26 protein-coding genes, 2 tRNA genes and 1 riboswitch are annotated in these 24,535 nt (G+C 69.6%); of the genes, 21 read left to right on the top strand and 7 right to left on the bottom strand.

What is annotated here, in order from left to right; genetic code table 11:
• Positions 1–100 precede the first annotated feature (100 nt).
• Positions 101–257, bottom strand: a riboswitch (cobalamin riboswitch).
• Positions 258–315: 58 nt separating this feature from the next.
• Positions 316–897, bottom strand: a complete 582-nt coding sequence (locus tag ACLQ2O_RS35260; protein ID WP_425840785.1) for a DinB family protein — start codon at positions 895–897, stop codon at positions 316–318.
• Positions 898–1,218: 321 nt separating this feature from the next.
• Here ACLQ2O_RS35260 and ACLQ2O_RS35255 point away from each other — a divergent pair, with 321 nt between their 5' ends.
• From ACLQ2O_RS35255 to ACLQ2O_RS35245, 3 genes are all read left to right on the top strand, one after another.
• Positions 1,219–2,130, top strand: a complete 912-nt coding sequence (locus ACLQ2O_RS35255; protein WP_425840782.1) for a class I SAM-dependent methyltransferase — start codon at positions 1,219–1,221, stop codon at positions 2,128–2,130.
• A gap of 88 nt (positions 2,131–2,218) precedes the next feature.
• On the top strand, positions 2,219–2,809 hold the full coding sequence (locus tag ACLQ2O_RS35250; protein ID WP_425840779.1) for a TetR/AcrR family transcriptional regulator: 591 nt from the start codon (positions 2,219–2,221) through the stop codon (positions 2,807–2,809).
• Positions 2,806–4,146 carry an alpha/beta fold hydrolase gene (locus ACLQ2O_RS35245; protein ID WP_425840777.1) on the top strand — a complete coding sequence of 447 codons (1,341 nt, stop codon included), beginning with the start codon at positions 2,806–2,808 and terminating at the stop codon, positions 4,144–4,146. Before ACLQ2O_RS35250 ends, ACLQ2O_RS35245 begins: the two co-directional genes overlap by 4 nt.
• On the opposite strand, the gene ACLQ2O_RS35240 is transcribed toward ACLQ2O_RS35245, so the two are convergent.
• Together ACLQ2O_RS35240 and ACLQ2O_RS35235 are read right to left on the bottom strand one after the other, a co-directional pair.
• Positions 4,143–5,030 carry a 3-methyladenine DNA glycosylase gene (locus ACLQ2O_RS35240; protein WP_425840774.1) on the bottom strand — a complete coding sequence of 296 codons (888 nt, stop codon included), beginning with the start codon at positions 5,028–5,030 and terminating at the stop codon, positions 4,143–4,145. The two genes, ACLQ2O_RS35245 and ACLQ2O_RS35240, sit on opposite strands and share 4 nt — an antisense overlap.
• Positions 5,027–5,530, bottom strand: coding sequence for a GNAT family N-acetyltransferase (locus ACLQ2O_RS35235; RefSeq protein ID WP_425840771.1), 504 nt, complete (start codon positions 5,528–5,530; stop codon positions 5,027–5,029). The genes ACLQ2O_RS35240 and ACLQ2O_RS35235 overlap by 4 nt, the downstream gene beginning before the upstream one ends.
• A 115-nt stretch (positions 5,531–5,645) precedes the next feature.
• Here ACLQ2O_RS35235 and ACLQ2O_RS35230 point away from each other — a divergent pair, with 115 nt between their 5' ends.
• The 5 genes from ACLQ2O_RS35230 (at position 5,646) to ACLQ2O_RS35210 (ending at position 9,273) form a co-directional block, all read left to right on the top strand.
• Entirely contained in the window at positions 5,646–6,434 is a 789-nt protein-coding gene (locus ACLQ2O_RS35230) for a fumarylacetoacetate hydrolase family protein (protein ID WP_425840768.1), read from the top strand.
• Positions 6,427–7,965 carry a glutamate--tRNA ligase gene (gene gltX / locus ACLQ2O_RS35225; RefSeq protein ID WP_425840765.1) on the top strand — a complete coding sequence of 513 codons (1,539 nt, stop codon included), beginning with the start codon at positions 6,427–6,429 and terminating at the stop codon, positions 7,963–7,965. Before ACLQ2O_RS35230 ends, gltX begins: the two co-directional genes overlap by 8 nt.
• A 2-nt stretch (positions 7,966–7,967) precedes the next feature.
• The gene (locus ACLQ2O_RS35220) at positions 7,968–8,927 is read left to right on the top strand and encodes a CPBP family intramembrane glutamic endopeptidase (RefSeq protein ID WP_425840762.1); all 960 of its coding nucleotides are present in this window, start codon (positions 7,968–7,970) and stop codon (positions 8,925–8,927) included.
• A 117-nt stretch (positions 8,928–9,044) separates the two neighbouring features.
• Positions 9,045–9,116: transfer RNA gene (locus ACLQ2O_RS35215), tRNA-Gln, on the top strand.
• A gap of 81 nt (positions 9,117–9,197) precedes the next feature.
• Positions 9,198–9,273 (top strand) — tRNA-Glu (locus tag ACLQ2O_RS35210).
• A gap of 45 nt (positions 9,274–9,318) precedes the next feature.
• Here ACLQ2O_RS35210 and ACLQ2O_RS35205 read toward each other — a convergent pair.
• Together ACLQ2O_RS35205 and ACLQ2O_RS35200 are read right to left on the bottom strand one after the other, a co-directional pair.
• On the bottom strand, positions 9,319–9,918 hold the full coding sequence (locus tag ACLQ2O_RS35205; protein ID WP_425840760.1) for an HdeD family acid-resistance protein: 600 nt from the start codon (positions 9,916–9,918) through the stop codon (positions 9,319–9,321).
• A 237-nt stretch (positions 9,919–10,155) separates the two neighbouring features.
• Entirely contained in the window at positions 10,156–10,875 is a 720-nt protein-coding gene (locus tag ACLQ2O_RS35200; protein WP_012922430.1) for an IclR family transcriptional regulator, read from the bottom strand.
• 108 nt (positions 10,876–10,983) lie between these two features.
• Between ACLQ2O_RS35200 and leuC the strand changes: the two genes are divergently transcribed.
• The 8 genes from leuC (at position 10,984) to ACLQ2O_RS35160 (ending at position 17,495) form a co-directional block, all read left to right on the top strand.
• On the top strand, positions 10,984–12,414 hold the full coding sequence (gene leuC, locus ACLQ2O_RS35195) for a 3-isopropylmalate dehydratase large subunit (protein WP_425840757.1): 1,431 nt from the start codon (positions 10,984–10,986) through the stop codon (positions 12,412–12,414).
• Between the two features lie 13 nt (positions 12,415–12,427).
• Complete coding sequence (gene leuD, locus ACLQ2O_RS35190; protein ID WP_425840754.1) at positions 12,428–13,027, top strand: 3-isopropylmalate dehydratase small subunit; 600 nt, start codon at positions 12,428–12,430, stop codon at positions 13,025–13,027.
• 113 nt (positions 13,028–13,140) lie between these two features.
• A complete protein-coding gene (locus ACLQ2O_RS35185; protein ID WP_425840752.1) occupies positions 13,141–13,398 on the top strand; it encodes a hypothetical protein in 258 nt (85 codons plus the stop codon).
• 159 nt (positions 13,399–13,557) lie between these two features.
• Positions 13,558–13,920, top strand: coding sequence for a hypothetical protein (locus ACLQ2O_RS35180; protein WP_425840750.1), 363 nt, complete (start codon positions 13,558–13,560; stop codon positions 13,918–13,920).
• An 882-nt stretch (positions 13,921–14,802) separates the two neighbouring features.
• Positions 14,803–15,975, top strand: a complete 1,173-nt coding sequence (gene corA / locus ACLQ2O_RS35175) for a magnesium/cobalt transporter CorA (protein ID WP_425840747.1) — start codon at positions 14,803–14,805, stop codon at positions 15,973–15,975.
• A 53-nt stretch (positions 15,976–16,028) separates the two neighbouring features.
• Entirely contained in the window at positions 16,029–16,226 is a 198-nt protein-coding gene (locus tag ACLQ2O_RS35170; RefSeq protein WP_425840744.1) for a hypothetical protein, read from the top strand.
• Between the two features lie 225 nt (positions 16,227–16,451).
• Positions 16,452–17,042 carry an HU family DNA-binding protein gene (locus tag ACLQ2O_RS35165; RefSeq protein ID WP_425840741.1) on the top strand — a complete coding sequence of 197 codons (591 nt, stop codon included), beginning with the start codon at positions 16,452–16,454 and terminating at the stop codon, positions 17,040–17,042.
• A 246-nt stretch (positions 17,043–17,288) separates the two neighbouring features.
• A complete protein-coding gene (locus ACLQ2O_RS35160) occupies positions 17,289–17,495 on the top strand; it encodes a hypothetical protein (protein WP_425840738.1) in 207 nt (68 codons plus the stop codon).
• Between the two features lie 16 nt (positions 17,496–17,511).
• Here ACLQ2O_RS35160 and ACLQ2O_RS35155 read toward each other — a convergent pair whose 3' ends face one another.
• Positions 17,512–18,312, bottom strand: coding sequence for a 2-phospho-L-lactate guanylyltransferase (locus ACLQ2O_RS35155; RefSeq protein WP_425840735.1), 801 nt, complete (start codon positions 18,310–18,312; stop codon positions 17,512–17,514).
• A gap of 49 nt (positions 18,313–18,361) precedes the next feature.
• On the opposite strand from ACLQ2O_RS35155, the gene ACLQ2O_RS35150 reads away from it, so the two are divergent.
• The 3 genes from ACLQ2O_RS35150 to ACLQ2O_RS35140 are packed head-to-tail and all read left to right on the top strand — an operon-like array spanning position 18,362 to position 21,131.
• Positions 18,362–19,114: a lysophospholipid acyltransferase family protein gene (locus ACLQ2O_RS35150; RefSeq protein WP_425840733.1), complete on the top strand. Its 753-nt coding sequence runs from the start codon at positions 18,362–18,364 to the stop codon at positions 19,112–19,114.
• Positions 19,111–20,115 carry an NAD(P)H-dependent glycerol-3-phosphate dehydrogenase gene (locus ACLQ2O_RS35145; RefSeq protein ID WP_425840730.1) on the top strand — a complete coding sequence of 335 codons (1,005 nt, stop codon included), beginning with the start codon at positions 19,111–19,113 and terminating at the stop codon, positions 20,113–20,115. The genes ACLQ2O_RS35150 and ACLQ2O_RS35145 overlap by 4 nt, the downstream gene beginning before the upstream one ends.
• A complete protein-coding gene (locus ACLQ2O_RS35140) occupies positions 20,112–21,131 on the top strand; it encodes an aminoglycoside phosphotransferase family protein (RefSeq protein ID WP_425840727.1) in 1,020 nt (339 codons plus the stop codon). The genes ACLQ2O_RS35145 and ACLQ2O_RS35140 overlap by 4 nt, the downstream gene beginning before the upstream one ends.
• On the opposite strand, the gene ACLQ2O_RS35135 is transcribed toward ACLQ2O_RS35140, so the two are convergent.
• On the bottom strand, positions 21,118–22,266 hold the full coding sequence (locus ACLQ2O_RS35135; RefSeq protein WP_425840724.1) for an ROK family protein: 1,149 nt from the start codon (positions 22,264–22,266) through the stop codon (positions 21,118–21,120). The genes ACLQ2O_RS35140 and ACLQ2O_RS35135 overlap by 14 nt on opposite strands.
• Before the next feature lie 77 nt (positions 22,267–22,343).
• Here ACLQ2O_RS35135 and ACLQ2O_RS35130 point away from each other — a divergent pair, with 77 nt between their 5' ends.
• The gene (locus ACLQ2O_RS35130; protein WP_425840721.1) at positions 22,344–23,432 is read left to right on the top strand and encodes a Gfo/Idh/MocA family protein; all 1,089 of its coding nucleotides are present in this window, start codon (positions 22,344–22,346) and stop codon (positions 23,430–23,432) included.
• 47 nt (positions 23,433–23,479) lie between these two features.
• Positions 23,480–24,487 carry a sugar phosphate isomerase/epimerase family protein gene (locus tag ACLQ2O_RS35125; protein WP_425840718.1) on the top strand — a complete coding sequence of 336 codons (1,008 nt, stop codon included), beginning with the start codon at positions 23,480–23,482 and terminating at the stop codon, positions 24,485–24,487.
• The last annotated feature ends 48 nt before the right edge of the window (positions 24,488–24,535 follow it).

The raw sequence follows: 24,535 nt of genomic DNA, 5'->3' as shown, positions 1-24,535 counted from the left end.
CATGACCTGGGGAAGAGCGCGCGACGCAGGGCAGCACGGCGAGTACGGCCGCCTTGACGCCCACCGACCCACCCACGAGGTCTCGGACCAACGCGTACCGGCGGTACGCGCACCGGTGGCAGGTACTCGGACTCGCGGACGACCTGTCCGCTCACCGTTGCGGGGCAGTTCCGGACTCGCACCGGATTCCCCTGTTGCCTCGGCCCGGCCGCGCTTGGTCGCGTCACCCGGGCAGAACCACCAGCACGCAGAACACTAGCGGTAGACCCCGACATGTAGTGCCTCGACGCGCCGCGTGTCGCACATCTAGTGGTTTCAGGCGGCCAGCGCATGGAGGTCCCGTAGCGTCATGATCTCCGATCCGTGATGGATCAGCTCCCGGTTGAGCCGCAGGACGACGTGGCCGAAGGGCTCCGCGGCGTCCAGTTCGGTGGCCTGGCTGAGACCGACCGTCATCACCTGCTCCTCGTCCAGCGCGGCGATCGAGTCCTGCCACGCGTCGACCCAGTGGGTCAGCCAGGCGACCGCGTCCTGGGCGTTCCCGTGCAGCGTGATGTCCGTGCGGCCCTGGATCCGCTCGCCGAAGGTCCACTCCCAGCGCTCGAAGAACGTCTCGGTCAGGTGCGCGATCAGCCAGGCGATCGTCCGCGGCCCGCGATGGTCCGGCTCGTCCGGCCACTGCGCCACCCACTCACCCGATCCGAGCGACCGGAAGCGGCCGGCATGCCGTCGCCGTACGACGGTCAGCGCCTCCGCGCTCGGTCTCCAGAAGTACTCGTCGTCGGTCAGTGCCGCCAGCCGCTGGGCCAGCACCATCCAGCTGAAACCGAGCTGGCCCCGCACCATCGCCATCGCCGACGGTCGCTCCAGAATGTCCCAGTCGAACGGTTCCGGCATCACAGATCCTCACGCTCCCCGATTCCCCGCGGTTTGTTCTTGCTTCGAACATGTGTTCGAATTGTGGTCGAGAGAACGCCGGAAAGTCAATCAGCACAGCGTGTCGGTGCTGGTGCTTCCGGTGGTCGACTGTTAATGCGAGCGCGACCGGGGAGCTGGTGTGGAGTGAGACCCAAACGTGATTACTCAGCGTGGCCGACGGGAGTAGAGTCACGCTGGGTGAGCAGCGCTGGGGGAACGCTCTCGGGAGGGTCCGGGGGCGCGGTAACTGCTCGCGGGACTGCTTCCGAGGGGGAAACGCGTGACGCCGGGTGAGTCGAGATGAGCCTGAGTGGTGATGCCTGGACCTGGGCCTGGAGAGACTGGGAGGACGAGGACCGGGCCAGGCGACAGAAGGAGAAGCCGGTGGCGCTGGACGCGGACGAGCTGACGCAGGTGGCGGCCAACGAGGCGGACTGGGACGCGCGGGCGCCGCTGCACGCCGCGAGCAAGTTCTACGAACGGCCGGCGGACTTCTGGTTCGCCGACTACGAGTGGGCCGACCTGGGGGAGCTGGGTGGCCGTGACGTCGTCCATCTGCAGTGCCATCTGGGGACGGAGACGATCGCCTTCGCTCAGCGGGGTGCGCGGACGGCCGGGCTGGACCTGTCGGCGCGGTCGCTCGACGAGGCTCGCCGGCTGGCGACGGAGGCCGGGGTCGAGATCGACTACGTGCACGCCAATGTGTACGACGCGGTCGAGGCGCTGGGGGACCGGCGGTTCGACGTCGTGTACACCGGCAAGGGCGCCCTCTGCTACCTGCCGGACCTGCCGAAGTGGGCCGAGGTTGTCACCGGTCTGCTCAAGCCTGGTGGGTCCGTCTACATCGTCGAGTTCCATCCGCTGCTGAACTCGTTGCGCCCGGTCGGGTTGCCTGGTGAGTCCGACGAGTTGGTGCTGCGCAACGACTATCTGGAGGGCCGGGGCGCGATCGCGCACGAGTCGACGGTCACTTATACCGGCGACGAGGTCCCGGGACGCAATACCAGTTACGAGTGGATGCACGGGCTGGGTGAGGTGGTCACCACGTTGTCCGCGGCTGGATTGCGGATCGACAGTTTGCGCGAGTCCGAGGTGCTGCAGTGGCCGCGCTGGCCGTCGATGGTCCAGACCCCGGAAGGCTGGTGGCGCCTGCCGGACGATGCGCCACGGATCCCGTTGCTGTTCGCGCTGAAGGCGACCAAGCCGGCCTGATCTGATCCCGCTCCGGAGGCGGGCTGGGTGGAGCTCCCTCGAAAGGCTTCTGGCACGGCGTGCTAGCACGGTGTGCTAGTTTGCTGGTGTGGCGGAGCAGCGGGAGCGGATCTTGGCGGCTGCGGCGCGGGTGACGGGGGAGAGCGGGCTGGAGAAGGTGTCCGTCCGGGCGGTCGCGGGGGCTGCGGGCATTGGAATGGGGACGCTGCGGCACTACTTCCCGACGCAGCGGGACCTGCATGACGCGCTCGTACGGCGACTGCTGGACGATCAGCTCGACGACTTCGCGATCGCCGATGCGCGGCTTGATGCGGGGGACCGGCTGGTGCGGTGCATGGTGCAGTTCCTGCCGGCGGACGAGGAGTCGCGGCCGCTGCTGGAGATCTGGTTCGGGCTGTACCACGGGGCGCTGCGACCGGAAAGCAGTTCGTTGGCGCGCCAGTTTCTCGAGGTCTCGTCCGAGCGGGCGCGGGAGCGGATCGCCAGCTGGTTGCGCGTGCTCGCCGACGAGGGGCGGTTCGACTCAGCGCGGAGCGCGGAGACGACGATGCTGCTGAGCTCCTTGTCGTCCGGGCTCTGCCTTGAGCTGCTCACACCGGGCACCCCGCTGACCGTCGAGTCCGCGAAGACGCTGCTGTCCACCACCGTCCGATCCGTCATCGAAGGAGGCCGGTCGTGAGCGCCCGAACTGACCAGCAGTCCCGGCAGAAGCGCCGGCAACAGATCGCCCGTACGCCGGGCGTCCGCACGATCCGCCGGCCGCTGCCGGACGGGAGGACGTTCTCTCTCGCCTACACCCGCACCACGCCGGCCACCCCGGCCGACGCCCGCGCGACGCCGGGCGCTCCGGCCGACGCCCGCGCCGCGCCGGCCCACTCGGGGGAGCCCCGCGGCGACTCGGGTGGCGGCTGGTCTGCCTCGGGGAGTGCCGACTCGGGGGATCGGCTGGCTGTGCTGGTGATTCCTGGTGGGCCGGGGCTTGCGTCGGTGTTGCCGTACCGCGGGTTGCGGGCGAAGGCGGCGCGGCTCGGGACCGACCTGCTGATGGTCGAGCATCGCGGGGTCGGGCTGTCGCGGACCGACGACGACGGCGCCGATCTGCCGCGGGAGGCGATGACCGTGGACGACGTGGTGGACGATCTCGCGGCGGTGCTCGAGGCGGAGGGGATCGACCAGGTCGTCGTCTACGGGTGTTCGTACGGGAGTTATCTCGCGCAGGGGCTCGGGGTTCGTCATCCGGAGCGCGTGGCGGGGATGGTGCTGGACTCGGCGATGGTCGACGTCGGCTGGAGCGCGGCGTCGCGGGGCGAGCTGCGATCGCTGTTCTGGCAGGGGACCGCGGAGACGCGGACGCAGGCGGACGTCGTACGGGAGCTGGTTGGTGGTGGGGTGATCGACGGCGACGAAGCCGGGTTTCCGTTGCAGGTGTTGTACGAGTTCGGTGGGTTGCCGATGGTGGATCGGATGCTCGACCTGCTGGCGGCCGGGCGCGGGCAGCGGGCGTGGCGGTGGGTCGGTCGGCTCGGTGCGTCCGAGGTGACCGGGTCGCGGCCGTTCATGATGGAGTTCGAGCTCGTGGGCGAGATCGCCTTCCGTGAGCTGGGGACAGCGGTCGCGCCGGACGGTCAGCCCCTGGACGTCTCTGGCCCGTTCGCCGAGGCGGCGCCGAGGTTCTCGGCGTTCGAGCGTGAGCCGTTCGACCTGGCTGCTGAGCTTCCTGCGTTCGACTGGCCGCTGGTGGTGCTGTCGGGCGATCGTGACGTCCGTACGCCGAGGAGCGTGGCGGAACGGATCGTGAGCTTGGCGCCGAACGCCACGCTGGTGCCGGTCCGCGACCACGGGCACAGCACGCTCGACACCGCGCAGGATCTCGCCCTCGCGGTCATGCAGCACCTGAGCCGAGGCGGCGACCCCACTGGTCTTCCGGCCGATCCGGCAGGACTTCCCGGCATGCTGAACAAGCTGATCGGAGCCCGCCTGACGCTGGCGAAGGCGATGCCCCGCGGGCTGAGCTAGTGCAAACGCCCAGCCGGCTGGCTGATGGTGTGGAGGAGCTTGTCGCAGAGGGCCACGAGTTGTTCGCGGAGGGGCTTGGAGCGTTCTGCGAAGGCGCGTTGGGCGGCGGCGTACTCGGCTTTGCCTGGAGGGGTTTCGATGGGGATCGGGGAGTAGCCGAGCGGAGCGAGGTCGTACGGCGAAGCTCGCATGTCGAGGGTGCGGATGTCCTTGGCCAGCTCGAAGCAGGTCAGGAGGAGCGAGCTAGGGGTGAAGGGGGCGAGTTTGGTGGCCCACTTGTAGAGGTCCATGTTGGCGTGCAGGCAGCCACCCTGTTCCAAGGCAGGTTGCTGGTCGCGGGTGGGTTGCAGGGCGTTGAGGGGACGGGCCGGTTCGGTGAAGAAGCGGAAGGCGTCGAAGTGGGAGCAGCCGATCTTGTGCGACTCGACGACCTGGTCGGTGCCCTCGGCACCTAGTCGCAGCGGCCACTTCTCGTGGCGGACCTCGCCGGGTTGCAGGCGGTAGACCATCGCCCACTCGTGCAGGCCGAAGCAGCCGAACTGGGGCTGGCGGTCGAGGGTCGCGGCCAGCAGGCGGCGGATCCAGGTGATGGAGTCGGCGCGACGTTCGATCTCCGCGGGGTCCAGGCAGGCGGCGCCGTCGGCGTACAGGTAGCCCTTGCGATCCTTGTACGACGTGGCGCCGGCAAGGTGGACGTCGGGTCCGGGGTGCCAGATCCGAAGCTGGTTCGGCCGGGTCGGGTAGTAGGTGAAGAGGAAGTCCTCGACCGGGTGGGCTTCGCGGCGCTGACGACGTGCGAGGTGGCCGGCGACGAGCTCGTCGACGCGGGCGGCGTGGGCAGCGGCGAGCGGTTCCCACTCGGTGGGTGAGAGAAGGACAGTCACAGCGCCAGGGAGTAGGCGTACAGGTGTACGCCCGGTCGGGGAGACCAGTCGCGCTCGGGGACCCGGACGAAACCGAGGCGCTCGTAGATGCGGTGGGCGGGCAACATGTAGTCGGCGCTCGACATGACGACGTGGGTGAAGCCGAGGTCGCGGGAGCGGGCGATGCAGTGCTCGGTCAGGGCGGTGCCGACGCCGAGCCCGCGGGCCTTCGCCGAGACGCCGAGCATGCGGAACTCGCCCTCGTGCGGTTGGCCGATCTCGCCGTAGAAGGAGCCGGGGACGCAGTACGTGACCGTGCCGAGCAGGTCGGTGCCGTCCGTGGCGACCCAGAGCTCGGCGCGTACGGCGCGGTCCGCGGCCGCGCGCAGGGTGTCGCCGTAGCCGGAGTTGGCGGGGATGAAGCCGTCGTTCGCGTACGCCTCGACGGTCAGCTCGCCCACGGCGGCGTACTCGGCGGGCTCGGCCAGGCGGATCGTGAACGGGGTTCGGTCGGTCGTCACCGGACCACTGTCTCATTCCGGCCCACGGACCGGTGAAGAAAGGAGAGCGGATCGAAGGGCTGACTGGGTACGGCGGTAGGCTCGGGCCGTTCATTCCCTCGACTGAAGGCCAGCCGTGCGTATCGCCAGATTCTCCGTCGACGACGAACCGAAGTACGGGCTTGTCGAGACCGACGACCCCGAAGGTCTCGTCGGCACCGTCGCCGTCCTCGACTCGGACCCGCTGTACCGGCCGGTCCAGCTCACCGGCGAGGTGCTGCAGCTGGCCGACGTCCGGCTGCTGGCCCCGGTGATCCCGCGCAGCAAGGTGGTCTGCGTCGGGCGCAACTACGCCGACCACGCCGCCGAGCTCGGCAACGACGTACCGGCCGAGCCGATGATCTTCCTGAAGCCGAACACGTCGGTGATCGGGCCGCGCGACGGCATCGTCTACCCCGAGCAGACCAACAACCTGCACTTCGAGGGCGAGCTGGCGATCGTGATCGGCCGGATCTGCCGCGACCTGCCCCGCGAGCGGGCCGAAGAGGTGATCTTCGGCTACACGATCGCCAACGACGTGACGGCGCGCGACCTGCAGAAGAGCGACGGTCAGTGGGCCCGGGCCAAGGGCTACGACACGTTCTGCCCGCTCGGCCCCTGGATCCAGACCGACCTGGACGTCGCCGACGTCCGGGTCAGCACGGAGGTGAACGGCGAGCCGAAGCAGGACGGCCGGACGTCGCAGTTCATCTTCGACATCCCGGAGGTGCTGGCCTACATCACCTCCTTCACCACGCTGCTGCCCGGCGACGTGGTGCTCACCGGTACCCCCGCGGGTGTCGGCCCGATGCTGCCCGGCGACGAGGTCGCGGTCAGTGTCGAAGGAATCGGAACTCTGACGAACAAGGTGATCGTGCGTGACTGACCGGCCCGCTCCGACCGACGACGACGTACTCGGCGGCCTCGAGCCAGCCCAGGTCCGCCTGCGGTTCGCTCCCTCCCCGACCGGTCTGCTGACCGTCGGCAACATCCGCACCGCCCTGTTCGCCTGGGCCTTCGCCCGCCACTACGGCGGCAAGCTGGTCCTGCGGATCGAGGACACCGACGCGGCCCGCAACACCCCCGAGGCGCTGCAGTACACGCTCGACTCGCTGCGCTGGCTCGGCATCGGCTGGGACGAGGGCCCCGAGGTCGGCGGCGACTTCGGCCCGTACAAGCAGACCGAGCGGATGGACATCTACGCCGACGTCGTGGCCAAGCTGCTGCAGGCCGGCAAGGCGTACCACTGCTACTGCTCGCAGGAGGAGCTCGACCAGCGGCGCGAGGCGGCCCGTCAGGCCGGCCAGCACAGCGGGTACGACGGCCACTGCCGCACGCTCACCGATGAGCAGGTCAAGGCGTACGTCGACGAGGGCCGTCGCCCGGTCGTCCGGCTCCGGATGCCGGACCGGCCGATCACCTTCACCGACCTGGTCCGCGGCGAGATCACCTTCCTGCCCGAGAACCTGGGCGACTACGTCCTGGTCCGGGCCAACGGGTTCCCGCTGTACCCGCTGGTGAACCCGGTCGACGACGCGCTGATGGAGATCACCCACGTGCTGCGCGGCGAGGACCTGCTGCCGTCGACGCCGCGGCAGATCGCGCTGTACGAGGCGCTCGCCGAGATCGGCATCGGCTCCGGCCGGACGCCGCGGTTCGGGCACCTGCCGTTCGTGATGGGCGAGGGCAACAAGAAGCTGTCCAAGCGCGACCCGGGCGCGGGCCTCGGCGAGTACATGGAGCGCGGCTTCCTGCCCGAGGGTCTGCTGAACTACCTGGCCCTGCTCGGCTGGTCGATCGCCGAGGACCGCGACGTGTTCACGATGGACGAGATGATCGAGGCCTTCGACATCCGCAAGGTGAACTCGAACGCGGCCCGGTTCGACCCGAAGAAGTGCGAGGCGATCAACGCCTCCCACATGCGGCTGCTCGAGCCGGCCGAGTTCGGCCGCCGGGTGGTGCCGTTCCTGGCCAAGGCGGGCGTGCTGCCGGCCGAGCCGACCGACGAGCAGCAGCGGTTGCTGACCGCCGCCGTACCGCTGGTGCAGGAGCGGATGAACACGCTGTCGGAGTCGGTCGACATGCTCGGCTTCCTGTTCGTCTCCGACGACGCGTTCAAGGTCGACCCCGATGCCGCGGGCAAGGTGCTGACCGGCGACGCCGGCGCCGTGCTGGAGGCGTCGGTGAAGGCGCTGTCGAACCTGTCCGACTGGAGCACCGAGGCGATCGAGGCCGCGCTGCGCGCCTCGCTGATCGAGGGCCTGGGGCTGAAGCCGAAGAACGCGTTCGGCCCGGTCCGGGTCGCGATCTCCGGCCGCCGGATCTCACCGCCGCTGTTCGAGTCACTCGAGCTGATCGGCCGGGACCGGTCGCTGCACCGGCTCGAGCACGCCCGCACGCTGCTTCCGGCGGAGTGACCGTGCCGTACGACGCGACGCCGCGTCCCGGGTCCACCGCGGATCCCCGGGACGCGGGACCGCAGCCGTACCACCGGCTGCTGCGCAACCCGGTCACGGCCGGCTGGACCGTCGTGCTCGGCGCGTTCGCCGTCCTGGCCGGCTGGATGTTCCTCAGCCTGGTGATCCAGGTGATCGGGTTCGGCATCCGCAAGGATCCCGAGGGCACGATCTCGTGGTTCGGGCTGCTGACGACCAACCTGACGCTGATCGTGCTGATCCCGTTGACGATGGTCGTCGCGACCCGGCTGAACCACCAGACGCCGGGACTGCTGTCGTCGGTGGTCGGCCGGATCCGGTGGCGGCCGATGCTGTGGTTCGGCCTGGCCGCCGTGGTGGTCGAACTGGTGATGCTCGGGGTGATCAAGGTCGGCGGGATCGACCTGCTCGGCGAGGGTGGCAAGGGAGCGGCCGCGGACGCGGCCGGCGTGATCGCCGTCGTGCTGCTCACCTCGTCGCTGCAGGCGGCGGGGGAGGAGTACTTCTTCCGCGGGTACCTGCTGCAGGCGGTCGGCTCGTTCGTGCGCAGCTCGGTGGTCGCTGTCGTGGTCACGACGGTGCTGTTCACGATGGCGCACGGGGTGTGGCCGTGGGAGAGCCCGGCCTTGTTCCTGGACCGCTTCGCGTTCGGGCTGGTCGCCGGCTTCCTCGCCGTACGGACGGGTGGGCTGGAGGCGTCGATCGCGGCGCACGCGGCGAACAACGTGGTGACGTTCGTGTTCGCGGCGCTGACGAACAGCGTGAACGCCAGTCTGAACGCGTCGGACGCCGGCTGGGGTCTGGTGGCGGTGGACGTGGCGAAGTTCGTGCTGTTCGGTGTGGTCGCCGTACTGCTGGCGCGTAAGCAGGACCTGCAGACCACGTGCGACCTGCCGCTGGTGCACGCGCCGGTGGTCGGTGGACCGGGCCGGAGACTGGTGTGACGCGAGTGACACCTGGTTCAGCGGGGACTCGTTTTGGTTTCTGACGCCCTGCTGCGATAGGCTCAGCGGGCCAGGTTGTGAGGGCGCGAAACGCACTGACAATCGCAGTAAAAGCTATGGGGTATGGGGTAATTGGCAGCCCGACTGGTTCTGGTCCAGTTAGTCTAGGTTCGAGTCCTAGTACCCCAGCGAGTGATTGGACCCGACCGATGAAAATCGGTAGAGTTCTTCCTCGTTGCCAGGTCCGTAGGGACCATGCAACAACGCTCTGGCCCCGTTGTGTAGCGGCCTAGCACGCCGCCCTCTCAAGGCGGTAGCGCGGGTTCGAATCCCGTCGGGGCTACCAGAGAAAACAGTGCCTCTCACCTCCGGGTGAGAGGCGCTTCTGGTTTCAGGCTTGGGGTGCGGCCGGGCCTGGGGGCATCAACGGTGTGGTGCTGTGACCGGTGAGCTCCCGGCGTACGGCGAGACCGCCCAGGACGAAGACGCCGCCCCAGGCCAGGGCCGCGATGCCCAGCCAGGTGGCGATGGTGACCGCTCCCGCGCCGGGGTTGGCCGCGAAGAGGATTCCGATCAGGACCGACAGGGCGGCGCTGAGCAGCAGCAGCCAGCGCGGCGTCGACGAGGTACTGCCGAAGGCGCCGATCGCCTCGAACACCCCGCGCACGATCAGCCAGATGCCGAGGATCCAGGTCAGGGTCACCGCGGTCGTCGCCGGGCTGAAGATCGCGAAGAACGCCGCGAGGAGTGCGATCACGCCCATCACCACCAGCCAGAGCCTGCTGCCGCTCGACTCCGGCTGGAAGGCCTGGACGAGTGAACCGAGGCCGTCCATCAAGGCCCAGAAACCCCACAGCAGGGCCAGGGCGATCGCGGTCGACAGCGGCCAGGCGATCGCCAGGATCCCGAACACGATGCCGACCGCGCCGCGCACGACGAGCATCTTCCACCCCACCGAAAGCCAGTCGCCCACGGCCGTTGATCCAGGCATCCGCCGACCTCCACGGGCCGGCCCGGACGGGCCGCAACCCGATTTCATCGTGATCCCGAGCGCGGGACGGGACAAGAGGCCGCCGGGTAGTTGTGGTCGAGCCGCAAGAAAGCCGGCGGACGGACCGGCGTCCAAGGAAGGCGGAGGGGCCGGCGTCCGAAGAAGGCGGAGGGACCGGCGGACAAAAGAAGAAGGCCTGGCCGCGGGGTGTGCGGTCAGGCCTTCTGTCGTACGGGGTTACTCCGAGGCGCGGCGCAGGGCTTCGGAGAGACGCTCGGCGGCGGCCATCACGGCGGGAGCGTGCATGCGGCCGGGCTGGCGGGAGAGGCGTTCGATCGGGCCGGAGACGGAGACGGCCGCGATCACCTTGCCGGAAGGGGAGCGGACCGGGGCCGAGACCGAGGCCACGCCCTGCTCGCGTTCGCCGACCGAGTGCGCCCAGCCGCGACGCCGTACGCCGGCCAGGGCCGCGGCGTTGAAGGTGGCGTTGTGGAGTCCGCGGTGCATGCGCTCCGGGTCCTCCCAGGCCAGCAGTATTTGAGCGGCGGATCCAGCGGCCATCGTCAGCTGGCTGCCGACCGGGACGGTGTCGCGCAGGCCGGACGGACGCTCCGCGGCCGCGACGCACACTCTGTACTCACCCTGGCGGCGGAAGAGCTGCGCCGACTCACCGGTGATGTCGCGCAGCCGGGCCAGGACGGGACCGGCGGTCGCCAGCAGGCGGTCCTCGCCGGCAGCGGAGGCGAGCTCGCTCAGGCGCGGCCCGAGCACGAAGCGGCCCTGCATGTCGCGCCCCACCAGCCGGTGGTGCTCGAGCGCGACGGCAAGCCGGTGTGCCGTCGGGCGGGCCAGCCCCGTCGCCGCCACGAGTCCGGCCAGGGTCGCCGGCCCGGACTCGAGTGCGGACAGAACGAGAGCTGCTTTGTCGAGAACGCCGACTCCGCTAGAGTTGTCCATGAGACGATATTGCCGTCTCGAATCGTGGAACGCAAGTCGCTTTGGCGCCCCTTCTCGGCGCACTGTGAGCGAAAGCGCACCTAGTACACCACCCGAAGGAGAAGTCTGATGGGCAGGACGTTGTCGGAAAAGGTCTGGGACGCACATGTCGTGCGTCACGCCGACGGGGAACCCGACCTCCTCTACATCGACCTCCACCTCGTCCACGAGGTGACCAGCCCGCAGGCCTTCGACGGTCTGCGGCTGGCCAACCGCGCGGTTCGCCGCCCGGACCTGACGATCGCGACCGAGGACCACAACGTCCCGACGTACGACGTCGACAAGCCGATCGCCGACCCGGTCTCGCGGACCCAGGTCGACACGCTGCGCAAGAACGCCGAGGAGTTCGGCATCCGGATCCACACCCTCGGCGACCCCGACCAGGGCGTCGTGCACGTGATCGGCCCGCAGCTCGGCCTGACCCAGCCCGGGATGACCGTGGTCTGCGGTGACAGCCACACCTCGACGCACGGCGCGTTCGGCGCGATCGCGTTCGGGATCGGCACCAGCGAGGTCGAGCACGTGCTCGCCACCCAGACACTGATGCAGGCCCGGCCGAAGACGATGGCGGTCACGGTCGACGGCGTACTGCCGGACGGCGTCTCGGCCAAGGACCTGGTGCTGTCGCTGATCGCGCAGGTCGGGACCGGCGGCGGTCAGGGCTACATCGTCGAGTACCGCGGCGAGGCGATCCGCGCGCTGTCGATGGAAGCGCGGATGACGATCTGCAACATGTCGATCGAGTGGGGCGCCAAGGCCGGCATGATCGCGCCGGACGAGACGACGTACGCGTACCTGAAGGACAAGCCGCACGCGCCGCAGGGCGTCGACTGGGAAGCCGCGGTCGAGTACTGGAACAGCCTGGCCACCGACTCCGACGCGTCGTTCGACCGTGAGGTCGTGCTGCGCGCCGAGGAGATCGCGCCGTTCGTGACCTGGGGGACCAACCCGGGCCAGGGCCTGCCGCTGTCGGCCAACGTGCCGTCGCCGTCGGACTTCACGACCGAGAACGACCGGGTCGCGGCCGAGCGGGCGCTGGAGTACATGGGACTGACCGCCGGTACGCCGCTGCGGGAGATCCAGGTCGACACCGTCTTCCTCGGGTCCTGCACGAACGGGCGGATCGAGGACCTGCGCGCGGCGGCCGGCGTACTGGCCGGGCGGAAGGTTGCCGAGGGCACCCGGATGCTCGTCGTACCGGGATCCGGCCGGGTGCGGCTGCAGGCCGAGTCCGAGGGGCTGGACGTCATCTTCAAGGACGCCGGGGCCGAGTGGCGTGGGGCGGGGTGCTCGATGTGCCTGGGGATGAACCCGGACCAGCTGGCACCGGGCGAGCGCAGCGCGTCGACGTCGAACCGCAACTTCGAAGGCCGGCAGGGCAAGGGCGGGCGGACGCACCTCGTGTCGCCGCTCGTCGCCGCTGCCACCGCCGTCACCGGAACCCTCGCCGCGCCGATCGATCTGCCGCCGGTCGAGGTCGCCGTACCCGAGAACGTCTGAGGACAAAGGAATCATGGACGCCTTCACCCAGCACATCGGCACCGCGGCCCCGCTGCGCCGCGGCAACGTCGACACCGACCAGATCATCCCCGCCGTCTACCTGAAGCGGGTCACCCGGACCGGCTTCGAGGACGGGCTGTTCGCTGCCTGGCGCAACGATCCGACGTTCGTCCTGAACCAGCCCGAGTACGAGGGTGTCTCGGTGCTCGTCGCCGGCCCCGACTTCGGCACCGGCTCCTCGCGTGAGCACGCGGTCTGGGCACTGATGGACTACGGCTTCCGCGTCGTCGTCTCGGCCCGCTTCGGCGACATCTTCCGCGGCAACTCCGGCAAGGCGGGCCTGCTCGCCGCGCTGGTCACCGAGGAGGTCGTCGAGGAGCTCTGGACGACGATCGAGAAGGACCCCGGCACGAAGGTGACGGTCGACCTCGAGGCCAAGACGATCTCCGCCGGCGCCCTGTCCGCACCGTTCGAGATCGACGACTACACGCGCTACCGGCTCCTCAACGGGCTCGACGACGTCGGCATCACGCTGTCTCACGCCGACGACATCGAGACGTACGAGGCCACGAGGCCGTCGTTCAAGCCGGCGACTCTGCCCGCGAAGGCTTAGGGACGGCAATGCGTCGGACTGCGTGAACAGGGGCCGTGGACAGGGAAGGTCTTGTTCGCGGCCCCAGTCGGTGTTCGAGGCCACGTGGCCTTGTCCGCCATTAGCTTTGTCCGATGGAGAGCGAGTCGACTGCTGGCAAACCCGGGTCCAGCGCCGGTTCGTGTCTCTCCATCGGATGTTTTGCTGCGATCGGCGCCGCCATCGTGGGGTTGGTGACCTGGCTGATCATCGACCACTACACGCCCTGTGACTGTGACGGTGAACCCGACGCGGCCTGGGTCGAATCCATGGAGTCGACGCCGTTCGGCCTCCTCGCCTTCGTTGCCACGCTGGCGCTGGTCGCCTTTGTCGTGATCCGCCGACGCCGTTAGCCGGACGAGAGTCCTGCCCCTTCGGAGGCGGAAGAGCCTGCGCACGGTCTACGCTTCAGCCCCCTTGCCGGCAGCGTGGGCCGTGCTGGAGGCGCCGAGGACGGCTATCGTGGCGGTGCCCACAGAGAAAGGGAGTTCGTGCCCGCAGGAGAAGACGCAGTGCCGACGCAACTGTTGAGCCCGGCTGCCGTCGGCCGAGCAAATGACGGCACTTTGGTCTTTCATACCGGAGTGTGGCTGAGCCCGGGCGGGAAGTCCCTGTTTGTCGGCGTAGTGGCCGAAGGGCGAGCGGCGGAGCGGTACAGGAGGCCGTCAATCACGATCGACGACGGCAAGGGCCTGAAGATCAACAGCTTCGCATTCATCGGTGGTGCCGGCCCCGGCTGTGGCCACACTTGGCTGCTTCAGGCCGAGGTCAATGCCAAGGACGCGTCGCGCCTGTCAGGCGCGACGCTGGTGATGCGGTACGAGGACCTTGCTCTTGACTACAGTGCTCGGCTTGCGGATCTGACAGAGCAGTGATGCTGGTCCCCGAGGCCACAGGCGATCCGCTTGTCTGCCGCTTTCACAAGTCGCCGCTCTGGCTGCGGGACCTCGATAGCGTGGGCGCATGGCGGCGGATGATGTACATGAAGCGACCAGATGGACGATCCACGGTGAGCGGGTCGTCGATGCTTCGCGGCGGGGGTTCGGTGAGCCGCACGAGGTCGGTGGGGACGCCGATCACTCGACGCGAGTTGGTCGCTTGTGCAGCTCGCTCGGTTGCTGAGGACAACGATCAGCGCGGTCGCGGGGCCACGCTCGCACAGTCGGAGCAGTAACGAGCAAGCGTCCGGCGCGGTAGCAGGTACGCACGCCGCGCGATAGGGCGCCACCGAGCGGGCGCCGGCACGCGTACTCAGCGCGTCAGCGCGTTCTCGTGGTCGCGCGACAGCGCGGAAAATGAAGCGCGCAGCGCGTAAGTGAAGCGCGATGGCGCGCACTAGAACCGCGCGCCAGCGCGCACTTGAAGCGGGCGAAGCACGCGCACCGCGTGCGTCAGCACGCAACTGAACAAAGGGTGGGTGGGAGCAGGCACCGTAGTGAGTGCCAGCGAACGGAGGAGTCCACGTGGGGGTCTATGTCAACGTGGGCGTAACGGATTGCACAGCTGGGGTGATAACTCTGGTGTTACCCTTGCGGGGTTGCAGGAACCGGGCTGACGAGATCTAGGAGGTGAGGCGCTGATGACCAGTGACCCCTCCAGACATACCGATCTCGCTCGGCCTCGAGGCAACTAACTCCTCTTCCAGGTCAGCCGCCCCGGCGTACGAAACCGGGGTGTGTTGTGGTGCGCGGCGGTGAGCCGCGGGGGTCGGGCAGACGTCGTCGTCGCTCCCGTCTGCAACAAACCCTGGAGGACTCATGTCCGACCTGCGCCTGCGCACCCTTCGTGCCTTTGGCCGTACGCCGTCGTTGCGGGCCGCTGCTCGCCGGTACGCCGGAGGGCCGGCCGCGCCCGCCCCGGAAGCGATCGAGCCGGCGGCCGATCACCCGGTGCACAGCAAGCCCAAGGGGCATTCGGTGGTCGACAGCGCGATCTACTGCGAGGGGCGCCGGGTCGCGTCGCCGGAGTCGCTGGCCGACACCTACCAGGTGCTGCACGAAGCGCCGCGGAGCCTGGCGTGGATCGGGTTGTACCGGCCGGACCGGCGGGAGCTGATGTCGCTGGCGCAGGAGTTCGACCTGCACGAGCTGGCGATCGAGGACGCGATCCAGGCCCACCAGCGGCCGAAGCTCGAGCGGTACGGCGACACCCTGTTCGTCGTGCTGAAGGCCGCGCGGTACCGGGACGCGACCGAGGAGGTCGAGTTCGGCGAGGTGCACGTGTTCGTGGGACCGGACTTCGTGGTGACGGTCCGGCACGCCGAGGCGCCCAACCTGGCCGCCGTACGGCGTCGGGTGGAGCGCGATCCGGAGCTGCTGCGGCAAGGCACCGAAGCGGTTCTGTACGCGATCATGGACAAGGTCGTCGACGGGTACGCGCCGGTGGTCGCGGGCCTCGAGAACGACATCGACGAGATCGAGACCGAGGTGTTCCGCGGCGACCCGAAGGTGTCGCGGCGTATCTACGAGCTGTCGCGTGAGGTGATCGAGTTCCAGCGTGCGACCCGGCCGCTGATCGGGATGCTGGACTCGTTGCGGGCCGGGTTCGACAAGTACGGCGTGGACCAGGAGCTGCAGCGGTCGCTGCGCGACGTCGCCGACCACGTCACCCAGGTGGTCGAGCGGGTGGACGGTTTCCGCGAGCTGCTGCGCGACATCCTGACCGTGAACGCGACCCTGGTGGCCCAGCAGCAGAACGAGGAGATGAAGTCCCTCACCGTCGCCAGCAACGCGCAGAACGAAGAGGTGAAGCGGATCTCCGCGTGGGCGGCGATCCTGTTCGCGCCGACGCTGATCGGGACCGTGTACGGGATGAACTTCGACGTGATGCCCGAGCTGCACTGGCAGTGGGGGTACCCGTTCGCGATCGGCCTGATGGCGTTGGTCTGCGGCAGTCTGCATCAGGTCTTCAAGCGCCGCGGCTGGCTGTGAAACATCCCCGCTGTTTCTGTCGCGGGCACTAGTCTTCGAGACATCCTGAGACCTTGGAGGCAAAGATGTGGCTGTTCCTGCGCCGGCGGCTGATCATGTGGGTCGTGCTGGCGATCGCCGTACCGCTGGTGGAGTGGTTGCTGGGCAAGATCAGCCACACCCTGCGGCAGCGCAAGGGCGACAGCGCGGTCGCCCGCGGGCTCGACACGGCCCAGTCGGGACTGCGTTCTTTACGGGGAAAGCGGCGCTGAGCACCGGCGTACGGGGTTGTGGCCGGGGTCACCGTTGGTCGCCGGATCGTTGCTCAGAAGGGAATCCAAGAGCCCAGATCGGGCCTTTGGAGGCCAAATCGGGGGCAAATCGCCCAAAACAAGGCCAAATTGCCGCGTTGGTGTTTGTGAACGGCCTGTTGAGTCCATAACGTTCACGTGAGATCGAGCGCTGTGCTCGACGCCATCGTTCACGGAGGGAAGACAGTGAACAAGAGCCAGTTGGTCGAAGCGCTCGCAGTGCACTTCGACGGAAATCGCCGTTCGGCCCAGCACGCCCTGGAGTCGGTGATCGACACCGTCCAGCGCGAGCTGACCAAGAAGGGCGGCAAGGTCGCCATCACCGGCTTCGGTGCCTTCGAGGCCATCGAGCGTGGTGCCCGCATGGTTCGCAACCCGCGGACCGGCGAGACCAAGCGTGCCAAGAAGACCGTGGTTCCGAAGTTCCGCGCGGGTGCGGAGCTGAAGGCCGTTGTCTCCGGTGCGAAGAAGCTGCCGAAGCTGGTGGCCCCGAAGCCGGCCGCGACCGCCACCAAGGCAGCCGCTCCGGCCAAGAAGGCCGCGCCGGCCAAGAAGGCTCCGGCCAAGGCCGTCGCGACCAAGACCGCCGCCAAGAAGGCGCCGGCCAAGGCCGCCGCCACCAAGACGGTCGCCAAGAAGGCCCCGGCGAAGAAGGCCCCGGCCAAGACCGTTGCCAAGAAGGCGGCTCCGGTCAAGAAGGCCACCGTCGCCAAGAAGGCGCCGGCCAAGAAGGCCCCCGCCAAGAAGGCTCCGGCCAAGCGCGCCTCGGCCCGCTGACCTTCAGCACTGCGGCACCGCTGTACCAGCGAAGGCCGGTCTCCCCACTCCAGGGGCGACCGGCCTTCGCCGTGTTCGGGGCGATGCGCGGGCGCCGTCGAGAAGATGTCGGCGGCAACGTCTGCCGGGTCACCGGGTCACCGGGTCACCGGGACGCGAGGACGGCGTCGGGACGCGAGGGCGGCGTCGGGCTGCGGGGGGCGGCGTCGGGACGCGGGATCACGCCGGATGGCCTAGCGTGGTGCCATGCAGGCGACCGTGAGCCGTTACGACGACGCGTCCAGGTCCGGTGCGGTGCTGACCGACACCGGCGTCGAGCTGCCGTTCAGCGCCGACGAGCTGGCCGGTACGCCGGTGCGCTTCCTGCGCGTCGGTCAGCGGGTGCGCGTCGAGACCAGCGGATCAGGGCAAGGGATCGCGATCACCGCGGTGCACTTCATCACGCTGCACTGAGCAGGATCACGGTGCCCTAGCAGGCGAGGCCTTCGGAGCCGATCACGGCGCCGAACACGATCGACATCACCTCGGCGGTGCGTGGGCCGACGCCGAGCTGGACGGCGTCCGCGAGGTCGGCGGCGGTGTCGACGTCCCGGCGTACCGACGGAATCGCGAGGTCGAGCGGTACAGCGCCCGAGGCCTGGTGGGCCAGGGCGGACCCGACGCCGAAGCGGGGATCGAGCGCGACGCCGGGAGCGGCCGCGAGCATCGTCGTACCGGTGCCTGGTTGGTCGATGACGAAGCTGCGGTCGGCGACACAGGCAGCCAACGCGGCGGTGAGCTCGTCGGGGCGCAACGCGGGCAGGTCGGCGGAGAGCGCCGCGATGCGCGCGCCCGGGAACTCGGCGGCGGCGACGGCCGCGCCGTGCTCGAGCGCCTCGTTCAGTCCGTTCGCCGGAAGCTCCGGGACGACGTGGGTGCCGTTCGGCGGAAGCTCCGGGACGACGTGGGTGCCGTTCGCGGGGAGATCCGAGACGGTGTTGGTGCCGTTCGCCGGAAGATCCGAGACGGTGTGGGCGCCGGCCGCCGGCAGGTCCGGTACGACGTGGGCGCCGGCCGCGGTGACGTCGGCGGCGACCTGGGGATCGTCGGTGACGACCAGAACGGCGCGCACCAGTGGCGAGGCCAGGGCGGCGTCGACGGTGTCGGCGGCGAAGGCGCGCGCGAGCTCCGGACGGTGCTGGGGGTAGGCCGCAGCGAGCCGGCTCTTCGCGATCGCCGTACGCTTCACCGGGACCACCAGGATCCAGGGAGCGACCTGTACGTCTTCCATCAGGCAAGATTCTTCCATGACGTACGGGGACGACGCACAGGAGGCATCAGTGAACAGCCCAGGACACGATCCCCGCCCACCGCGCGGGTTCTGGTTCGGGCTGGTGGTGGCGCTGGTCAAGCCGTTCATGCTGGTCTTCACCAAGCCCGACTTCCAGGGCCGCGAGAACATGCCGCGGCACGGTGGCGTGGTGTTCGTGACCAACCACATCTCGCACTTCGACCCGTTCGTGCTCGGCTTCTACATCTGGGAGTGCCGGCGGGTGCCGCGGCTGCTCGGCAAGGCGTCGCTGTTCAAGCTGCCGATCGCAGGCAAGATCATCAGCGCGGCCGGGCAGATCCCGGTGTACCGCGGGTCCGCGCAGGCCTCGGACGCGTTCCGGGACGCGGTCGCCGCGGTCGAGCGCGGTGAGTGCGTCGGCGTCTACCCCGAGGGCACGATCACCCGCGAGCCCGACATGTGGCCGATGACCGGCAAGACCGGGGCGGCGCGGATCGCGTTGATGACCGGCTGCCCGGTGATCCCGATCGCGAACTGGGGCGCGCAGGAAGTCTTCCACTCGTACGGCAAGAAGTTCCGGGTCGGGCTGCTGCCGCGCAAGACGATGCGGGTCAAGGCCGGTCCGCCGGTCGACCTGGACGCGTTCCGCGGGCAGCCGATCACCAACGAGCTGTTGCACGAGGCAACCGAGGTGATCATGCAGACGGTCGCCGCGGGGCTCGGGGAGCTGCGGGGCCAGACCCCGCCGAAGGAGCTGTTCGACCTGCGCGAGGCCAAGGCCGAGGACGAGGAGAACAAATGACCAAAGTAGCGGTGTTCGGTGCCGGTTCCTGGGGTACGGCGTTCGCCACGGTGCTGGCCAACGCGGGGAACCAGGTGTCGGTCTGGGGGCGGCGGGAGTCGTTGTGCGCGGCGATCAACAGCCGGCACGAGAACCCGGACTACCTGCCGGGGCTGCGGTTGCCCGAGGCGATCACCGCTACGCACGACCCGGCCGTCGCGGCCGACGGCGCCGAGGCGATCGTGCTCGCCGTACCGAGTCAGTCGTTGCGGGACAACCTGCGCGACTGGGCCGGCGTACTGCCGCCCGCGGTGCCGCTGGTCAGCCTGATGAAGGGCGTCGAGGTCGGTACGACGAAACGCATGTCCGAGGTGATCGCCGAGCTGACCGGCGCCGGGCCGGAGCGGATCGCGGTCGTGTCCGGGCCGAACCTGGCGCGCGAGATCGCCGAAGGACAGCCGGCCGCCGCGGTCGTCGCGTGCGCCGACGAGGGGACGGCGACGCGGTTGCAGAAGCTGTGCCACTCGCCGGTGTTCCGGCCGTACACGAACAACGACGTCGTCGGGTGCGAGCTCGGTGGGGCGACCAAGAACGTGATCGCGTTGGCTGTCGGGATGGCGGTCGGGCTGGGGTTCGGTGACAACGCTCGGGCGTCGGTGATCACGCGCGGACTGGCTGAGACCGCGCGGCTCGGTGCGGCGCTGGGGGCTGACGAGCACACGTTCTCCGGGCTGGCGGGGCTCGGCGACCTGGTGGCGACCTGCTCGTCGCCGTTGTCCCGGAACCGGACGTTCGGCGAGAAGCTCGGGCAGGGGATGACCGTCGCTGAGATCGCCGGTGCGACCCGTCAGGTCGCGGAGGGCGTGAAGTCCTGCTCGTCGATCTCCGAGCTCGCCCACCGGCACGACGTGGAGATGCCGATCGCCGAGCACGTGACGAAGGTCGTCGCGGGGGAGATGACGCCGAAGGACATGCTGTTCAGCCTGGTCTCCCGGTCGGCGAAATCGGAACGTTGGGGTTGATCCCGGAGAGTTTCACCCGCGCCACGGTCGATCGCGAGGGCGAGCCGGGGCGGGTATGGCTGGCTTCGGTGCCCGCGCTGGTCGAGGAGTTGCTGGCGCGCTGGGAGTGCGAGCGTGACGGTGCGGTGATGCACGGCGAGGTCGGGCTGATCGTGCCGGTACGGCGTGCGGCCGGGGTCGCGGGGTCGGCTGAGGCTGCGGGGTCCGGCGAGGCTGCGGGGTCGGGCGAGGCTGTGGGCTCGGGTGAGGCTGTCGGGTGTGCGGTGCTCAAGGTGTCCTTTCCCGATCCGCGCAACGCGTGCGAGCCGGAGGCGTTCGCGATCTGGGGTGGGCGGGGCGCGGTGCTGCTGTACGAGCGGGACGACGAGCGGTTCGCGATGTTGCTCGAGCGGGCGGGGCCCTCGCGGCTTGCGGACCTCGAGGACGGTGACGAGATCGCCGCGGCGGCCGGACGGCTTTGTCGTCGGCTGGCCGTCCCGTACGGCGGCGCGATGGACGGTCATTCTGTTCCGGGTCCGCCGCGGTTGCGGGACCAGGCCGATGGCTGGAGTGAGCAGCTTCGGGCCGGATCGAAGGACTTCCCGGACGCGCTGCCGACGTCGGTGGTCCGCGCGGCGCTGGCGGTCGTGGACGAACTCGGGCGGCACCAGCCGGAGCTCGTCGTGCACGGGGATCTGCATCCACGCAACATTCTGCGGGGTGAGCGTGAGGACTGGCTCGCGATCGACCCGAAGGGGTGGGTGGGGGATCCGGCGTACGACGCCGGCAGGTTGGTCGGGCCTCGGGCACTGGTGCTGATGACGACCGATGATCCGGTGAAGGCGCTGCGGCGCGAGCTGGACGTGTTCGCCGAGGCGGCCGAGGTCGACGGTGAGCGCGTTCGGCGATGGGCGCAGCTGCGGTTGGTGCTGGCTGTTTACGAGGGGCGCCGGCGGGGGTTCGGCTTCGCGCGCGGTGGGGCGGCGCTCGAGCAGGCGATCGCGTTCGTGGACGAGTTGGCCATCAGCTGGCGCTGAGGGTGTGCTGGAGGACGAGAGCCGCGGCGCCACGCAGGGCGGCGTCGGGCCCGGCGGCCGACGGGACGACGCGGAGCTCGGTGGTGGCCAGGGGCAACGATCTGGCGTAGACGGTCTCCCGGATGCCGGCCAGCAGACTGTCGCCGGCCAGCGAGAGCGAACCGCCGACGACGATCACCGACGGGTTGAGCAGGCTGACCGCGGTCGCGAGCACGGAGCCGATCTCCCGACCGGCCTGGCGGACCAGTTGAGTAGCAGTGGGGTTGCCGGAGCGGACCAGGTCGACGACGTCCCGACTTGAACTTGCTGGAATATCGGACGAGGTCAAAGCCGTGGCGATCGCCGTACCGGAAGCAACGGCTTCCAGGCAGCCCTGGTTGCCGCAGCGGCAGAGGTCGGTGCGGCCGGGCGTCTGCACGTGGCCGATGTCGCCGGCCGCGCCTTGGGCTCCCCTGTGGAGGCGGCCGCCGCTGATGACGCCGGCGCCGATGCCGGTGGCGACCTTGACGAAGAGCAGATGCTCGACGTCGGCGTACGCCGTGCTGTGCTCGCCGAGCGCCATGATGTTGACGTCGTTGTCGACGAGGACCGGGCCGGGCAGGTCGGCGCCGAGGCGGGCGACGACGTCGTACGAGTCCCAGCCGGGCATGATCGGGGGATGGTTCGGGCGGCCGGTGCGGTGCTCGACCGGGCCGGGCAGGCCGACGCCGGTGCCTGCGAGGTCGGCGGGGGAGCGGTCGGCAGCGGTCAGCAACGCCAAGCCGGTCCGGACGATCGCGCTCAGGACCACCTCGGGGCCTTCGGCGATGTTGAGCGGGAGCGTTCGGCTGCCGATCATCGCGCCGGTCAGGTCGGTCAGGGCGACCGAGAGATGGGTCGCGCCGACGTCCGCGGCGAGGACCAGCCGGGCCGACGGGTTGAAGCGGAAACGCGCCGGCGGACGGCCTCCGGTCGACGCCGCTTCACCGGACGGTACGACGAGCCCGCTGGCCAGCAGCGCCTCGATCCGGCCCGTCACCGTCGACCGCGCGAGGCCGCTCAGGTCGATCAGCTCGGCGCGCGTGCGCGGTTGTCCGTCGAGCAGCAACCGCAGCAGCGGGCCCGCCTCGGCGGCGGTGGTGCTGAGGTCGGTCATCGGCGTACGCACTTTCGTCGGTCGGTCGGCGGACTTTTGCTTGACGGGGTTCAAAAGTGTCACATAGTGTCCCGAACGTGTCCACAGACAAGCTGAAGGTCGGAATCATCGGTGGCGGCTTCATGGGCCGGGTGCACGGCCGGTCCGCGCTGGTCGGTGGCGCGCGGGTCGTCGGCGCGATCGGGTCCAGCCCGGAACGCGCGCAGGCCGCGGCCGAGGCGACCGGAGCCGAGCAGGGATTCGAGACTCTCGACGACCTGCTGGCCGCCGACCTCGACCTCGTCCACGTCTGTACGCCGAACAGCACGCACCTCCCGGTGACCCTGAAGGCGCTCGAGGCCGGCAAGCACGTCGTCTGCGAGAAGCCCCTGGCCACGAACGCGCAGGACGCCGCCGGACTGCTCGCGGCCGCGCAGGAGGCCGGGCTGGTCGCCACCGTGCCGTTCGTCTACCGCTACCACCCGATGGTCCGCGAGCTGCGGACCCGGATCGCCGCCGGCGACGCCGGGATGATCACCAGCCTGCACGGCAGCTACCTGCAGGACTGGCTCGCCGGCGCCGACGACGACAACTGGCGCGTCGACGACGCGGCCGGCGGCCCGTCGCGCACCTTCGCCGACATCGGTTCGCACTGGTGCGACCTGACCGAGTTCGTCACCGGCGACCGGATCGCCGCGGTCAGCGCGCAGACCCGGACCGTCCGGTCGCAGCGTGGTGGCGTGGACGTCAAGACCGAGGACCTGGCGACGGCACAGTTCCGTACGGAGGCCGGAGTGGTCGGCACGGTCGTGGTCAGCCAGGTCGCCGCCGGTCGCAAGAACCGGCTCTACCTGGAGGTCTCCGGCACCGAGTCGAGCTACGGCTTCGACCAGGAGGACCCGGACCGTCTCTGGGTCGGCCACCGCGCCGCCGGCCAACTGCTCACCCGCGACCCCGACACGTTGAGCCCGCCCGCGGCCCGCGTGAACCGGCTGCCCGCCGGTCACGCCCAGGGCTACCAGGACGCGTTCGACTCGTTCGTCGCGGACACCTACGCGGCCGTGCGCGGTGGCGACCGTCCGGACGGACTTCCGGACTTCGCCGCCGGCGCACGGTCTGCCCGCTTGGTCGACGCGGTCCTTCGCTCGGCGGCCGCCGACTCCGCGTGGGTCGAGGTCGAGGACTAGGCAGTACGTCGTACAGGATCACAACTTCACCCTGAGGAGCACCGCGGATGCCACGCCCGATCACCCTGTTCACCGGCCAGTGGGCCGACCTGCCGTTCGAGGAGGTCTGCGAGTTCGCCTCGTCGGCCGGCTACGACGGCGTCGAGATCGCCTGCTCCGGTGACCACTTCGACGTCCAGCAGGCGATCGACGACCCGAACTACGTCCAGACCCGCAAGGACATCCTGGACAAGTACAACCTGAAGGTCTGGGCGATCTCGAACCACCTGGTCGGCCAGGCGGTCTGCGACGACCCGATCGACTTCCGGCACCAGGCGATCGTGCCGGGCCGGGTCTGGGGCGACGGCGACGCCGAGGGCGTGCGGCAGCGTGCGGCCGACGACCTGAAGAACACCGCGCGGGCCGCAGCGTTGCTCGGCGTCGACACGGTGATCGGCTTCACCGGGTCGTCGATCTGGCAGTACGTCGCGATGTTCCCGCCGGTCCCGGCCGACCGGATCGACGCCGGCTACCAGGACTTCGCCGACCGGTGGAACCCGATCCTCGACGTGTTCGACACCGAGGGCGTGCGGTTCGCGCACGAGGTGCACCCGTCGGAGATCGCGTACGACTACTGGACGACGACGCTGGCGCTCGAGGCGATCGGGCACCGCGAGGCGTTCGGGCTCAACTGGGACCCGTCGCACATGGTGTGGCAGGACATCGACCCGGTCGCGTTCCTGTGGGACTTCAAGGACCGGATCTACCACGTGGACTGCAAGGACACCCGGATGCGGACCGGCGGCGGGCGCAACGGCCGGCTCGGCTCGCACCTGCCGTGGGGCGACCCGCGGCGCGGCTGGGACTTCTACTCCACCGGCCACGGTGACGTGAACTGGGAGGACTGCTTCCGCGTGCTCAACTCGATCGGGTACGCCGGGCCGATCTCGGTCGAGTGGGAGGACGCCGGCATGGAGCGCAAGGTCGGCGCTGCCGAGGCGGTCAACGTGATCCGCAACCTGGCCTTCGACAAGCCGGAAGCCGCCTTCGACGCGGCGTTCGCCACGGAGAAGTAGTCGGTCGGCCGCCGCCGGAGCTCCTTGTGGCTGTGGCGGCGGCAACTG

The organism is Kribbella sp. DT2, from assembly GCF_049844575.1.
In the GTDB taxonomy this organism is placed as follows: Bacteria; Actinomycetota; Actinomycetes; order Propionibacteriales; family Kribbellaceae; genus Kribbella.
The sequence above is the reverse complement of the archived record's forward strand: the minus strand, read 5'-3'. Positions and strand labels throughout refer to the sequence as shown.

Bases quoted from the DNA above. Each gene is read 5' to 3' on its own strand.
- ACLQ2O_RS35200 (WP_012922430.1), bottom strand. From the start codon at position 10,875: ATGGACAACTCTAGCGGAGTCGGCGTTCTCGACAAAGCAGCTCTCGTT.
- ACLQ2O_RS35255 (WP_425840782.1), top strand. From the start codon at position 1,219: ATGAGCCTGAGTGGTGATGCCTGGACCTGGGCCTGGAGAGACTGGGAG.
- ACLQ2O_RS35145 (WP_425840730.1), top strand. From the start codon at position 19,111: ATGACCAAAGTAGCGGTGTTCGGTGCCGGTTCCTGGGGTACGGCGTTC.
- ACLQ2O_RS35125 (WP_425840718.1), top strand. From the start codon at position 23,480: ATGCCACGCCCGATCACCCTGTTCACCGGCCAGTGGGCCGACCTGCCG.
- ACLQ2O_RS35205 (WP_425840760.1), bottom strand. From the start codon at position 9,918: ATGCCTGGATCAACGGCCGTGGGCGACTGGCTTTCGGTGGGGTGGAAG.
- ACLQ2O_RS35155 (WP_425840735.1), bottom strand. From the start codon at position 18,312: ATGGAAGACGTACAGGTCGCTCCCTGGATCCTGGTGGTCCCGGTGAAG.
- ACLQ2O_RS35135 (WP_425840724.1), bottom strand. From the start codon at position 22,266: ATGACCGACCTCAGCACCACCGCCGCCGAGGCGGGCCCGCTGCTGCGG.
- leuC (WP_425840757.1), top strand. From the start codon at position 10,984: ATGGGCAGGACGTTGTCGGAAAAGGTCTGGGACGCACATGTCGTGCGT.
- ACLQ2O_RS35260 (WP_425840785.1), bottom strand. From the start codon at position 897: ATGCCGGAACCGTTCGACTGGGACATTCTGGAGCGACCGTCGGCGATG.
- ACLQ2O_RS35160 (WP_425840738.1), top strand. From the start codon at position 17,289: ATGCAGGCGACCGTGAGCCGTTACGACGACGCGTCCAGGTCCGGTGCG.
- leuD (WP_425840754.1), top strand. From the start codon at position 12,428: ATGGACGCCTTCACCCAGCACATCGGCACCGCGGCCCCGCTGCGCCGC.
- ACLQ2O_RS35185 (WP_425840752.1), top strand. From the start codon at position 13,141: ATGGAGAGCGAGTCGACTGCTGGCAAACCCGGGTCCAGCGCCGGTTCG.
- corA (WP_425840747.1), top strand. From the start codon at position 14,803: ATGTCCGACCTGCGCCTGCGCACCCTTCGTGCCTTTGGCCGTACGCCG.